This is a genomic window from Actinoplanes sp. NPDC051494 (assembly GCF_044454705.1).
GTDB lineage: Bacteria > Actinomycetota > Actinomycetes > Mycobacteriales > Micromonosporaceae > Actinoplanes.
In genome coordinates this window covers 142278-155271 of record NZ_JBITDZ010000008.1, presented here as the reverse complement: position 1 = coordinate 155271, position 12994 = coordinate 142278, and the positions used below count along the sequence as shown (strand labels likewise).

Annotated in this window: 11 protein-coding genes; 8 read left to right on the top strand and 3 right to left on the bottom strand. The window is 69.8% G+C overall.

Going from position 1 to position 12994, the window contains the following annotated elements; all coding sequences use genetic code 11:
• Positions 1-55: 55 nt before the first annotated feature.
• The 3 genes from groL (at position 56) to ACIA6A_RS26105 (ending at position 3940) form a co-directional block, all read left to right on the top strand.
• Positions 56-1702 (top strand): chaperonin GroEL, encoded by a 1647-nt coding sequence (gene groL, locus ACIA6A_RS26115; protein ID WP_396100484.1) that lies wholly within the window; start codon positions 56-58, stop codon positions 1700-1702.
• 82 nt (positions 1703-1784) lie between these two features.
• Complete coding sequence (locus ACIA6A_RS26110; protein WP_396100482.1) at positions 1785-2435, top strand: hypothetical protein; 651 nt, start codon at positions 1785-1787, stop codon at positions 2433-2435.
• Positions 2432-3940: a molybdopterin-dependent oxidoreductase gene (locus ACIA6A_RS26105; RefSeq protein ID WP_396100481.1), complete on the top strand. Its 1509-nt coding sequence runs from the start codon at positions 2432-2434 to the stop codon at positions 3938-3940. The genes ACIA6A_RS26110 and ACIA6A_RS26105 overlap by 4 nt, the downstream gene beginning before the upstream one ends.
• Positions 3941-4125: 185 nt before the next feature.
• Here ACIA6A_RS26105 and ACIA6A_RS26100 read toward each other — a convergent pair whose 3' ends face one another.
• Positions 4126-4515: a WhiB family transcriptional regulator gene (locus ACIA6A_RS26100; RefSeq protein ID WP_396100480.1), complete on the bottom strand. Its 390-nt coding sequence runs from the start codon at positions 4513-4515 to the stop codon at positions 4126-4128.
• A 231-nt stretch (positions 4516-4746) separates the two neighbouring features.
• On the opposite strand from ACIA6A_RS26100, the gene ACIA6A_RS26095 reads away from it, so the two are divergent.
• Entirely contained in the window at positions 4747-5589 is an 843-nt protein-coding gene (locus tag ACIA6A_RS26095; RefSeq protein WP_396100479.1) for a response regulator transcription factor, read from the top strand.
• A gap of 124 nt (positions 5590-5713) precedes the next feature.
• On the opposite strand, the gene ACIA6A_RS26090 is transcribed toward ACIA6A_RS26095, so the two are convergent.
• The gene (locus tag ACIA6A_RS26090; protein ID WP_396100757.1) at positions 5714-6118 is read right to left on the bottom strand and encodes a DUF5319 domain-containing protein; all 405 of its coding nucleotides are present in this window, start codon (positions 6116-6118) and stop codon (positions 5714-5716) included.
• Between the two features lie 121 nt (positions 6119-6239).
• Between ACIA6A_RS26090 and guaB the strand changes: the two genes are divergently transcribed.
• From guaB to ACIA6A_RS26070, 4 genes are all read left to right on the top strand, one after another.
• The gene (gene guaB, locus ACIA6A_RS26085; protein WP_396100478.1) at positions 6240-7727 is read left to right on the top strand and encodes an IMP dehydrogenase; all 1488 of its coding nucleotides are present in this window, start codon (positions 6240-6242) and stop codon (positions 7725-7727) included.
• A gap of 26 nt (positions 7728-7753) precedes the next feature.
• Entirely contained in the window at positions 7754-8872 is a 1119-nt protein-coding gene (locus tag ACIA6A_RS26080; protein ID WP_396100477.1) for a GuaB3 family IMP dehydrogenase-related protein, read from the top strand.
• A 121-nt stretch (positions 8873-8993) separates the two neighbouring features.
• Positions 8994-10397, top strand: coding sequence for a M1 family metallopeptidase (locus ACIA6A_RS26075; RefSeq protein ID WP_396100476.1), 1404 nt, complete (start codon positions 8994-8996; stop codon positions 10395-10397).
• A 93-nt stretch (positions 10398-10490) separates the two neighbouring features.
• Positions 10491-11783: a M1 family metallopeptidase gene (locus tag ACIA6A_RS26070; protein ID WP_396100475.1), complete on the top strand. Its 1293-nt coding sequence runs from the start codon at positions 10491-10493 to the stop codon at positions 11781-11783.
• On the opposite strand, the gene ACIA6A_RS26065 is transcribed toward ACIA6A_RS26070, so the two are convergent.
• Positions 11773-12876: an LCP family protein gene (locus ACIA6A_RS26065; RefSeq protein ID WP_396100474.1), complete on the bottom strand. Its 1104-nt coding sequence runs from the start codon at positions 12874-12876 to the stop codon at positions 11773-11775. The genes ACIA6A_RS26070 and ACIA6A_RS26065 overlap by 11 nt on opposite strands.
• Positions 12877-12994 lie beyond the last annotated feature (118 nt).

The window sequence follows — 12994 nt, the reverse complement described above, 5'->3', positions numbered from 1 at the left end:
TTGCGCCCTGTTCCGGCATGTCGGGGCAGGGCGCCGGTGCGTGAAGGGACCATAGATGGCGAAGATTCTCAGCTTCTCAGACGACGCCCGGCACCTGCTCGAGCACGGCGTCAACACGCTCGCCGACACGGTCAAGGTCACCCTCGGACCGCGCGGACGCAACGTCGTTCTCGACAAGAAGTTCGGCGCGCCCACGATCACCAACGACGGTGTCACCATCGCCAAGGAGATCGAGCTCTCCGACCCGTACCAGAACCTCGGTGCGCAGCTGGTCAAGGAGGTGGCGACCAAGACCAACGACGTCGCCGGCGACGGGACCACCACCGCGACCGTGCTCGCCCAGGCGCTCGTGCGCGAGGGCCTGCGCAACGTGACCGCGGGTGCCAGCCCGATCGCCCTCAAGCGCGGCATGGACCTCGCCGCCGAGGCGATCTCCAAGGCGCTGCTGGCCAAGGCCGTCGAGGTTGCCGACCACAAGGCGATCGCGAACGTCGCGACCATCTCCGCGCAGGACGCCACCATCGGTGAGCTGATCGCCGAGGCGATGGACAAGGTCGGCCGTGACGGTGTCATCACCGTCGAGGAAGGCTCCGCGCTCAGCACCGAGCTCGTCGTCACCGAGGGCCTGCAGTTCGACAAGGGCTTCATCTCGCCGAACTTCGTGACCGACGCCGAGTCGCAGGAAGCCGTCCTCGAGGACACCTACCTGCTCATCACCACGCAGAAGATCTCCAGCGTCGAGGAGATCCTCCCGCTGCTGGAGAAGGTGCTGCAGGGCGGCAAGCCGCTGCTCATCGTGGCCGAGGACGTCGAGGGCCAGGCGCTGTCCACCCTCGTGGTCAACGCGCTGCGCAAGACCTTCAAGGTCGTCGCGGTCAAGGCCCCGGGCTTCGGTGACCGCCGCAAGGCGCTCCTGCAGGACCTGGCCATCGCGACCGGTGGCGAGCTGATCGCCCCCGAGCTCGGCTACAAGCTCGACCAGGTCACCATCGACATGCTGGGCACCGCCCGGCGCGTCGTGGTCGACAAGGAGAACACGACCATCGTCGACGGTGGCGGCAAGAAGGCCGACATCGACGACCGGGTCGCGCAGATCCGCAAGGAGATCGAGGCCTCGGACTCCGACTGGGACCGCGAGAAGCTCTCGGAGCGGCTGGCCAAGCTCTCCGGTGGCATCGCCGTCATCCAGGCCGGTGCCGCGACCGAGGTCGAGATGAAGGAGCGCAAGCACCGCATCGAGGACGCCATCGCGGCGACCAAGGCGGCCGTCGAGGAAGGCACCGTCCCCGGTGGCGGCGCGGCCCTCGCGCAGATCGTCTCCGAGCTCGACGGCAACCTCGGCCTCACCGGCGAGGAAGCGATCGGCGTGCAGATCGTCCGCAAGGCGCTCGTCGAGCCGCTGCGCTGGATCGCTCAGAACGCCGGCCACGACGGCTACGTCGTCGTGGGCAAGGTCTCGGAGCTGGGCTGGGGCCACGGCCTCAACGCGGCCACCGACGAGTACGTCGACCTCGCCGCCGCCGGCATCATCGACCCGGTCAAGGTGACCCGCAACGCGGTCTCCAACGCCGTGTCGATCGCCGCGCTGCTGCTCACCACGGAAAGCCTCGTGGTCGAGAAGCCGGCCGAGGCCGAGCCGGCCGCCGCCGCCGGTGGCCACAGCCACGGTGGCCACGGTCACCAGCACGGCCCGGGCTTCTGATCCGGTTCCACGCAAAGGGCGCGTCGCTTCCGCGGCGCGCCCTTTCTCGTGTGTGATGCAGGATTCGGGGAAAGGTGCGCGGATGATCGTCGTTGTGGAGGGACCCACCGCGGCCGGGAAGACCTCGTGGTGCCGGCGGTACGTCGGCCGGTTCGTCGCCGAGGCGCGGGGCTCCGGCCCGGTGCCGGACGACGAGGCAACGCTGGCCCGGCACTGGGTGCGGACGGGGATGCGGCGCTGGACGTCGGCGCTCGAACTGGAACGGGAGGACGGCGTCGCGTTCTGCGACACCGATCCGGTCAAACTGCACTACTCGTGGGGCATGGCCGCGCTCGGACTGGCACCGAGGGCCCGGTTCGACCGGGAACTCGTGGTCACCCGGGAAGCGTTCCGCACCGGCCGGCTCGGCTTCGCGGACGCCGTACTCGTGGGGATGCCGGAAACCGACACGTTGCAGCGCCGCAGGGACGGTGACGACACCCGGCGCCGGCGGAACTTCGCCGCCCACGTGCAGCTCCGCGAGCCGTTGCAGCAGTGGTACTCGGCCCTGGAGAGTCTGTCGCCGGGGCGGGTGCTGTGGGAGCTTCCGGTCGAGGGGGTCCCGAAGCTGCCGGAGCCGAGGCCCGACCGGTGCGCGGCCGAGCTGCTGGACCGCCTCGTCGACACCCTGCCGAGACTGGGGGGAAGCCGTAATGGCCTCGTAAGACCGTCCCGAGGCACGATAGGCGGGTGAAACTTTCCGTTCGGGCGGGCCTGGCCGGGGTCGCGGCCGCCGCCGTGGCGCTCGGTCTCGCCGAGATCGTCGCCGTGTTCACCGGGCCGCTGTCGTCACCGCTGTTCGCCGTCGGGGGCGTGGTCGTCGACAATGTCCCCGGCCCGGTGAAGGACCTCGGCATCGCCGTGTTCGGCACCCATGACAAGACCGCATTGATCATCGGTACGGCCCTGCTGCTCGCCGTCTATGCGGCCGCCGTCGGGATCCTCGCGCTCCGGTCGTGGCTTTATGCGTACGCGGGCATCGGCCTTTTTGTGGTCGTCGGCGTGACCGCGGCACTGACCCGGCACGACGCGGGCGTCACCGCCGCGCTGCCGTCGCTGCTCGCCGGTGCGGTCGCGGTCCAGGCCCTGCGGTATCTGATCCCGATCTCCGAGGAGAGCGCGGGCGCGGATGCGGACAACGATTCCCGCCGGCGGTTCCTGGTCGGGGTGGGCGCCGCGGCCGGCATCGCGGTCGTCGGCGGTTTCGGTGGCCGGCTCTTCACCTCGCGCCGGGCGGTGACCGAGGCGCGCAACGCGGTGGTGCTGCCCCAGCCGGTCGAGAGCGCCCCACCGATCCCGGCCGGGGCCCAGGCCGAGGGCGCGACGGCGTACGTGACCTCGAACAACGACTTCTATCGCATCGACACGTCGCTGTATCCGCCGCAGGTCGACCCGGCCACCTGGGAGCTGCGCATCCACGGCATGGTCCGTAACCCGATCACGATCACCTGGGAGCAGCTGCTGCAACGGCCGATGGTCGAGCGGTACGTCACGCTGGCCTGCGTCTCCAACGAGGTCGGTGACGATCTGATCGGCAACGCGCTCTGGCTCGGCACCTCGCTCAAGGACCTGCTCGACGAGGCCGACCCGCTGCCCGAGGCGGACCAGGCGGTGGCCCGCTCGGCCGACGGCTGGACCTGCGGCAGCCCGACCGCGGAGCTGCGCGACGGCCGTGACGCCCTGCTCGCGATCGGTATGAACGGCGTCCCGCTGCCGGTCCAGCACGGCTTCCCGGCCCGGCTGGTCGTGCCCGGCCTCTACGGTTACGTCTCGGCGTGCAAGTGGATCACCGAGATCGAGCTGACCCGGTTCGCCGACTTCGACGCCTACTGGGTGCCCCGCGGCTGGTCGGCGCTGGGCCCGATCAAGACGGAATCCCGCATCGACGCCCCCCGCGACGGCGCGAAACGACCGGCCGGCGAGATCATGGTGGCCGGGGTGGCGTGGGCCCAGCACCGCGGCGTCACCAAGGTCGAGGTCCGGATCGGCGACGAGCCGTGGGCCGAGGCCAGGCTGGCGCCGGCCGTCTCCACGGATACGTGGGTGCAGTGGTCCTATCCCTGGGCGGCGACGAAGGGCGACCACCGCATCCAGGTCCGGGCGACCGACGCGCAGGGCCAGACCCAGACGAGCACCGAGGCGCCGCCCGCGCCGGACGGAGCGACCGGCTGGCACACCATCAAGGTCGCCGTCGGCTGACCCCCGGATCGGATACGCCGTGTCACGCGAAAGCCGCACTTTTCGTCCGACGTCAAGGGCAAGTTCGCTCATACGGTGGCTTGCATGTCCACGAATGCGGCTGACACGCCGTTGAACAGATCGGCGCGACTCCTTGAAAGGAGCCGCGCCGTCAGTTGCGTCGTCGTGCCGCGCTCGGTGTCGCGTCAGGCAGCCGGAGCCTGTCGTTGCGCCGGGACCGTCGACTTGTGGGGCCGGCCGAGGCGTGCCTCGAGCCGGTCGAGGTCGACACGTCCGTGAGTCCGATCGGCAAGGTCCTCCCAGCCGACCGCGAGCAGCCGCAGCCGCTCCGCTTCGCTGAAACCTCCCCAGACGCCGTACGGCTCACGAACAGCCAGTGCTTGCGCGGCGCACTCGGCACGCACCGGGCAAGCTCCACACATCGCCTTGGCCTTCGCCTCACGACGATTGCGGGACGACCCGCGCTCGCCGTCGGGGTGGAAGAACTGGGCACTGTCCCGGCCCCGGCACAAGCCGAGTCGCTGCCAGTCCCAAAGGTCGGCGATGGGCCCCGGCAGTCTGCGAACGTTGGACATCAACACGCTCCTCCCGCGCGGCACCGCGGAGTGTGGTTCATGAGGGGCCCGGCTCGAGCCTGCCGCCGGTGTACCCAGACGAATGCCGGATCACACCCGACCTGTCGATGTCTTCGACCGGCGTATCTCACCGGCGTAGCAAAACCTACCGATGTTTCCTATTTTTTCCATCTAAAGCGCGTAATGCTGCGGCCCTCGCGTGATCTCCTCTGAGAGAGAAGGAGGATCACTGTGCGTACCGTCCTCGTGTGCGTCCGTACCCCACTGGCGGCCCAGACCGTCGCGTCAACCGCGGCCCGGCTCGGCATGACAGGTGTCGTTCGGACCGCGGTCAGCGAGACCGAGGCCATGATCCGACTGGCTGAGAGGCCGGCCGAGGTCGTATTGGCCGACACCGCCGTGACCCGTCCCGACAGCGTCGGTTTCACCCGGCGCGTTCTGGCCCGCGCCCCGAACGCGCAGGTCGTCCTCTTCGGCGCGGAAGACCCCCGGGTCGCCGCCGCCACGGTCGCCGCCGGCGCCCGCGGCGTCATCCGCGGTGTCGAGCACGACCTGGTCAGCGTCGTAGCCAAGGCACTGCTGCTGTTGCTCCTCCCGGTACGCCCGCAGGGCATGCCGATCAACGGTGCCAACGCCCAGCCCGCCGCGGTGGGACAGGCGGGACGCAACAACTCCGCCAATGCCCGGGGCCTGCACCGCGACGGCCTGGCCATGGCCGGCACCCCCAACGCGGCCGGCATCCCCGCCATGCTGCCCAACTCCCCGATGGTCCCGTCCCAGCGCGGCGACGGCTCGGACATCGACCCGGCCACCGGCCGTCCGCTGGTCTGGCCGGGCAACGAGGCCCGGCCCGGCGAAGCGGCACCGGCGGGACGCCGTCTCACTCTGACGGAGCGTGAGCTCCAGGTGCTGCGGGGCATGGCCGACGGAAAGAGCAACGCCGAGATCGGCCGCGAGCTTTTCGTCTCCGAGGACACGGTCAAGACCCACGCCCGTCGTCTCTTCCGCAAACTGGGCGCACGAGATCGCGCCCACGCGGTAGCCGCCGGCTTCCGCGCAGGCCTGGTCGCCTGAGCTACCTGAAGTAACCGATACCCAAAAGTCGCGCTTCGCCCGCTGCGGTCGAGGGCGCCACAACGGGCAAGCGCTTTGCGTGGCCTGTTGTGGTGCTCTCGACCGCAACTTCATGGGGCGGAGGTCATTGGTTCGGGTCGTCGCTTGTGCCCTCGGTGAGGGTGTCGTGCACGCCATCTGCGTAACCGCGCGCGTATTCCCACGTGACGTAGTGGTCCGGATCCGGATCGTAAGCGGGCTCGTGGACCCGCGGCCGCCCCGACGACAGCAGATGCCGCAGGTTGCCCCGCAGCAGATCCCAGTCGAAGTAGTGCGGCTCGTGACAGTCCTCGCACTCGATCACCAGCCCGCGGATCCCGGTCGGACTCAGCAACGCCTGGTAAATCTCCAGGTCGGAGAGGTCCTCGAGGACGTCCTGCCGCTCGGCCTCGGTCAGGGGTTCCTGCTCGGCGTCCTCCGAGAGGTCGTCGAGTCCGGCGGCCGGGTCGGCGGGGTCGCCGTTGAACGGGTCGATCGGCTCTTCCTGCACGATGTCTACCGTACCCACCGGACGGCACTGTGTGCTGGCCCGCACCTCCTGTCCGCCCCGACAGGTATCCCGAAAACGATAGGTAGGATGGAACACTCCTCCTCGTCGCTAGGGATGATCTGTGGAAACTGAGTCCGCCCGCACTGTTCCTCTCGGCCTGACGTTCGATGATGTCCTGCTCCAGCCAGGCGAATCCGACATCGTGCCGAGCCGGGTCAACACGGTCACCCGGATGTCCCGCAACATCGAGCTCTCGATCCCGCTGCTGTCCGCCGCCATGGACACCGTGACCGAGGCCAAGATGGCGATCGCCATGGCCCGCGAGGGCGGCATCGGGGTGCTGCACCGCAACCTCTCGCCCGAGGACCAGGCAGCCCAGGTCGATCTGGTCAAGCGCTCCGAGTCCGGGATGATCACCAACCCGGTCACGTGCAGCCCCGACGACACGCTGCGTGAGGTCGACCAGCTCTGCGGTCGCTACCGCATCTCCGGCGTGCCGGTGGTCGACGGCGACGGCACGCTCGTCGGCATCGTCACCAACCGGGACATGCGCTTCATCTCCGACCACAGCGCCAAGGTGCGCGACGTGATGACGAAGATGCCGCTGGTCACCGCCCCGGTGGGGGTCAGCAAGGACGACGCCCTCGCGCTGCTGCAGCGGCACAAGGTCGAGAAGCTCCCGCTCGTCGACGACGGCGGCCGGCTGCGGGGCCTGATCACGGTCAAGGACTTCACCAAGACCGAGCAGCACCCGCTCGCCACCAAGGACCCCCAGGGCCGGCTGCGGGTCGCGGCCGCGATCGGCGTCGGTGACGATTCCTACAAGCGTGCGCGGGGCCTCATCGAGGCCGGCGTCGACGTGCTCATCGTCGACACCTCGCACGGTCACCAGCGCCAGGTGCTCGACATGATCGCCCGGCTGAAGAAGGACGCCACGATCGACATCGTGGGCGGCAACGTCGCGACGTACGCCGGTGCCAAGGCGATGGTCGAGGCCGGCGCGGACGCGGTCAAGGTCGGCGTGGGCCCCGGCGCCATCTGCACCACCCGGATCGTCGCCGGTGTCGGCGTGCCGCAGATCACCGCCGTGATGGAGGCCGCCCGGGCCTGCCGCCCGGCCGGTGTGCCGGTCATCGCGGACGGTGGCGTGCAGTATTCCGGCGACATCGCCAAGGCGATCGTGGCCGGCGCCGACTCGATCATGCTCGGTGGCCTGCTGGCCGGTTCCGAGGAGAGCCCCGGCGACCTGATCTTCGTCAACGGCAAGCAGTACAAGTCCTACCGCGGCATGGGCTCGCTCGGCGCCATGCAGTCGCGCGGCCAGGCGAAGTCCTACTCCAAGGACCGCTACTTCCAGCACGACGTGGCCGAGGAGAAGCTGGTCCCCGAGGGCGTCGAGGGCCAGGTGCCCTATCGTGGCCCGCTGTCCCGGGTCGCCCAGCAGCTCGTCGGCGGCCTGCGGCTCGCCATGGGTTACGCGGGTGCCGAGACGGTCCCCGATTTGCAGCAGAAGGGTCAGCTCATCAGGATTACCGCTGCGGGCCTCAAGGAAAGCCACCCGCACGACATCCAGATGACCGTCGAGGCCCCCAACTACCACTCCCGTTGATCTCAATCCCTTAAGAGGTATCCGACATGCGCGACGTGGTGGAGATCGGCCTGGGCAAGACGGCCCAGCGCGGTTATCACCTGGACGACATCGCGATCGTCCCGAGCCGCCGCACCCGTGACGTGGAGGACGTCTCCACCGACTGGAAGGTCGACGCCTACCAGTTCAAGATCCCGTGCGTCGCGCACCCGTCGGATGCCACGATGAGCCCGGCCTCGGCCATCGCCCTGGGCCGCCTCGGCGGCCTGGGCGTGCTCAACGCCGAGGGCCTCTGGACCCGCTACGAGGACCCCACCAAGATCCTCGAAGAGCTCGCCTCCCTCGACGAGGAAGCCGACGCCACCAAGCGCCTCCAGGAGGTCTACGCCGAGCCGATCCGCCCCGAGCTGATCGCCGAGCGGGTCCGGGAGATGCGCGAGGGCGGCATCACGGTCGCCGTGCGGGTGTCCCCGCAGCACACGCTGCAGCTCGCCCCGGTGATCCTCGACGCGGGCGTCGACCTGCTCGTCATCCAGGGCACGCTGGTCAGCGCCGAGCACGTCTCGACCACCGACGAGCCGCTCAACCTCAAGGAATTCATCGCCGACCTGGACCTCCCGGTCATCGTCGGCGGTTGCACCGACTACAAGACCGCGCTGCACCTCATGCGGACCGGGGCGGCCGGCGTCATCGTCGGCATCGGCGCGGACGAATGGTCCACCACGGACACCGTCCTCGGCATCCGGGTCCCGATGGCCACCGCGATCGCCGACGCGGCCGCGGCCCGCCGGGACTACCTCGACGAGACCGGTGGCCGCTACGTCCACCTCATCGCCGACGGTGGCATCTCCACCTCCGGCGACATCGCCAAGGCCATCGGCTGCGGAGCCGACGCGGTCATGCTCGGCGAGCCGCTCTCCCTCGCCGAGGGCGCCCCGGCCGGCGGCGCGTGGTGGCACTCGGCCGCGAGCCACCCCAACCTGCCGCGCGGAGGCTTCTGCATCGCCGGCGACCCGGACGGCACCATGGACGAGCTGCTCTACGGCCCGGCGTCCCGCGCCGACGGCCAGCTCAACCTCTTCGGGGGCCTCAAGCGAGCTATGGCCAAGTGCGGTTACAGCGACGTCAAGGAATTCCAGAAGGTCTCCCTCGTCCTGGACAAGTAACCAGCGAGAGCTCACCAGATGCCGTCCGGCCCACGTGGCCGGGCGGCATCTGTGCTGTGAGCGGGGGAACACGGCGACGTAGGGTCGGGGCCGGTGGGAGTGAACTGGTGGGGAGCGATGGATGCGGGCACGGATCGCGGCGGCTGTGGCTGTCCTCCTCGGGGTCGGTGGGTGCACGACGGACAAGGCCGCGCCCGCGAACGTGGCGCCCAGCTTCGCACCGGGTGCCGAGGGGGCCGGTGATCCGTACTTCCCGGCGTACGGGAACGGTGGTTATGACGTCGCCGGCTACGACCTGGAGCTGAAGTACGACCCGGGGCCGGGGCGGCTGGAGGGGACCGCGACCATCACCGCCACCGCCACGCAGGACCTGTCCAGTTTCCATCTTGATCTCGTGAAGCTCACGGTCAGCTCGGTGACCGTCGGTGGGCGGCCGGCCACGAGCAGGGCGGACGGGAACGAGCTGATCGTCACCCCGGCCGCCGGGATCGTGCGGGGGGCGGCGTTCACGGCCGTCATCGCGTACGCCGGGGTGCCCGGGCCGTTGGAGAACGAGGCGCTGGGCGTCGGCGGCTGGCTGCGTACCGATGACGGCGGTTTCGCGCTGGGACAGCCGGAGTCGGCCAGCACGTGGTTCCCGGTCAACGATCATCCGTCCGACAAGGCGACGTTCTCGCTGGCCATGACCGTGCCGGACGGGGTGGAGGCGATCAGCAACGGGGTGCCGGGTGCCCGGGAGCAGGCCGGCGGGTGGACCACGTGGCGGTGGACGGAGTCCAAGCCGATGGCGAGCTATCTTGCGACCGTCGTGATCGGACAGTATCGGGTGCGGAGCTCGACCCACGCCGGCAAGCCGATGGTCATCGCGATTCCCGAGTCGCTGCCCGCGGACGGCCCGGCCGCCCGGTCGCTGGCCCGCACCGGCGAGGTCGCCGACTACCTGGAGACGCTGTTCGGGCCTTACCCCTTCGACGCGTACGGCGGTGTGGTGCTCGACGACGGACGGGTGGGGTATGCGCTGGAGACCCAGTCGCGTCCGGTGTACGGCAACGTCTTCTTCAGTTCGCGGGAGGACCTCACGGTCGTCGCGCACGAACTGGCCCACCAGTGGTACGGCGACAGCGTGGCGCTCGAGCGCTGGCAGGACATCTGGCTCAACGAGGGCTTTGCCACGTACGCGGAATGGCTCTGGGAGGAGCACCAGGGGGAGCGGACCACCCAGGAGGCGTTCGACGCGGCCTACCGGGGTTTCGACTGGCGGACGCCGACCGGTGATCCCGGCCACGAACAGTTGTTCGGCGACGCCGTCTACCAGCGTGGTGCGATGACCGTCCATGCGCTCCGCAAGGCCGTCGGGGACCAGGTGTTCTTCGGTCTGCTGAAGTCCTGGCCCGCGGATCATCGCGACGGCAACGCGACGACGGAGGACTTCGTCGCGGCGGCCGAACGGGCAGCCGGGAAGGACCTGACGGACCTGTTCCGGAACTGGCTCGAAGATTCGACTCAACCTCCGGCGCCCGGCTGACGTCTTACCTATGTGCGAGTTGTGGTGGGGGCGACGGCCGTCGTGCTGATGCTGGGGGGATGCACGGCCGGAGAAGGCGTCCAAAGCGCCCAAATGGTTAGGAAACCAGCTCCCGGCGCTGAGAGTGCCGGTGATCCCTACTTCCCGGCCCTGGGCAACGGCGGCTACGACATCGCCGGCTATGACCTGAAACTGGGTTACGACCCCCGGTCGGGCCGGCTCGACGGGGTCGCCACGATCACCGCGACCGCCACCCAGCCGCTGTCCCGCTTATCCCTCGACCTGCACCGGCTGACCGTCGAGAAGGTGACCGTGGACGGCCGGGACGCCGGGAGCAGCACCGCGGCCGGCAAACTGGCGATCACCCCGCCGGCCGCCGTCGCCCAGGGCTCACGCTTCACCGTCGCGGTGCGATACGGCGGCGTGCCGGCGGCCACCCGGGAGGCGGGCTGGCACCGGAGCGGATCACAGGCCTACGCGGCGGGTGGTGCCAGTGCCTGGTTCCCGGCCAACGACCATCCCGCCGACAAAGCCGCGTTCGCGCTGGAGATGACCGTCCCGAGCAGGATGTCCGCGGTGAGCAACGGCATTCCCGGCCGGCGCACCACCACCGCGGGCCGCACGACGTGGCGCTGGCGCCAGACCGAGCCGATGGCGACCTACCTGGCGTTCGTGGCGATCGGCGATTACCGGGTGACCTCCACGACCCACGGCGGCAAGCCGATGATCACCGCCGTGCCGCGGAACATGCCACCGGGCGGACGGGCCGACCAGGCACTGGAACGCACCGGTGAGATCGCGGACTGGTTCGAGCAGAAGTTCGGGCCGTATCCGTTCTCCGCGTACGGCGGCGTGGTGGTCGACGATCCGGAGTTCTCCGCCGCACAGACCCGGCCCGTGTACGGCGGGCAGCTGCTCTCCGGGGAGCCGCGGGACAACGCCGCCGAGATCGCCCGCGCGCTGGCCCAGCAGTGGTTCGGCGGCAGCGTCTCGATCGAGCGCTGGCCGGACAGCTGGCTCAGCGAGGGCTTCGCCCGGTACGCGCAGTGGATGTGGATCGAACAGGACGGCGGCCCGGCCGTCGAGGAGTCGGTCCGCGAGCAGTACGAGAACTATCCGTGGCAGGTGATGCCGGCCGCCGACCCGGGCGCCGACGAGGTGTTCTCGTCCGGCCCGCAGGACCGGGGCGCGATGACCCTGCACGCGTTGCGGGGCCGGATCGGGGAGGGCCCGTTCTTCGCGCTGCTGCGGAAATGGGCCGGTGACCACGCGTACGGCAACGCCTCGACCGGGGACTTCATCGCGGCGGCCGAACGCATGTCGGGCCAGAACCTGCGCAAGTTCTTCGACGTCTGGCTCTCCGGGACGTACCGCCCTACTTACTGACCAGCCTCGGGTGGCTCTTCAGGTACTCGCGGGGCTTGCCGGCGGCCACCGCTCTCACGAAGCCACGCCCGTCGGCCAGCAGCTGCTCACCGATGTAGCCGCCGCCGTTGAAGACCGAGTCGCCGGGCAGGTCGACCAGGGTCATCCGGGACGGTGGGAGGTCGCGCAGCGCGTACGCGTACTCGATGGCGGACCGCTCCCCGGAGAGCAGGAGCGTCTCGCCCATGGCCTTGATCACGCCCTCCAGTTTTGCGGTGTCGGTCGCGAGACCACCGTCCTCGGCCTGGGTGAGCAATGCCTTGACGAGCTGGCGCTGATGCTTCTGGCGGTCGTAGTCGCCGTTCGGCAGGCCGTAGCGCTGCCGCGCGTAGTCGATCGCCTGCCAGCCGACGAGTTTCCTCGTGCCGGGCAGGTATTCCGCCTGGGGGCCGAGGTAACCGCCGCCGCCCGGCCGCAGCGTCCGCATCGTCCCGTCGGGCTTGCGGTGCTGCGAGAGCACCTTGCGGTCGATCGTCAGGGTCACGCCACCCAGGGCGTCGGTCAGCTTGGCGAGCCCGCTGAACGTCAGCACCGCGCCGGCGTCGAACTTCTTGATGCCGGTGTACGCGGAGATCGTCCTGGCCAGCAACTCGTAGCCCTGCGCCGGGTTCGCCCTGTCGGTTCCGCGCACCTTGGCGCCGTACGCCATCGCCTCGGTGAGTTTGTGGTTTCCGCCGGGGTAGCCGTTCTTGCTGAACGCCGGCACGTCGACGCGCAGGTCGCGGGGCAGGGAGTAGAGGTATCCGCTGCGCAGCCCGGCCTCGACGTGCAGCAGCATGATGGCGTCGGCGTGCGGTTGCCAGTCGGGCACGCTGACCCGGGTGTCGACACCGATCAGCAGCAGGTCGAGCGGCCCGGTGAGGTCCGCGCCGGGCGGGGGTGACGGACTGGCCGGGATGCTCGGGGCCGTGGACGGCGGCGCCGAGCTGGGTGCCGCGGCCGCCTGGGGCTCGTCGTCATCGCCGCCGCGCAGGGCGTAAGCGATGCCGGTGCCGGTGAGCAGGAGCACGACCACCGCCGCGATCGCTGTCCAGACAAGCCTTTTGGTCCGCATGATGGAACTTTAGGCGACGCTTCCAAGCTGCTCAATGTCGCGGGATCTCGCCTGGTGGAACGGCCCCGGGGGCAGATGTGAAATCGGCTCTAAGCTGACCGCCGATCCGCCGGGCGAG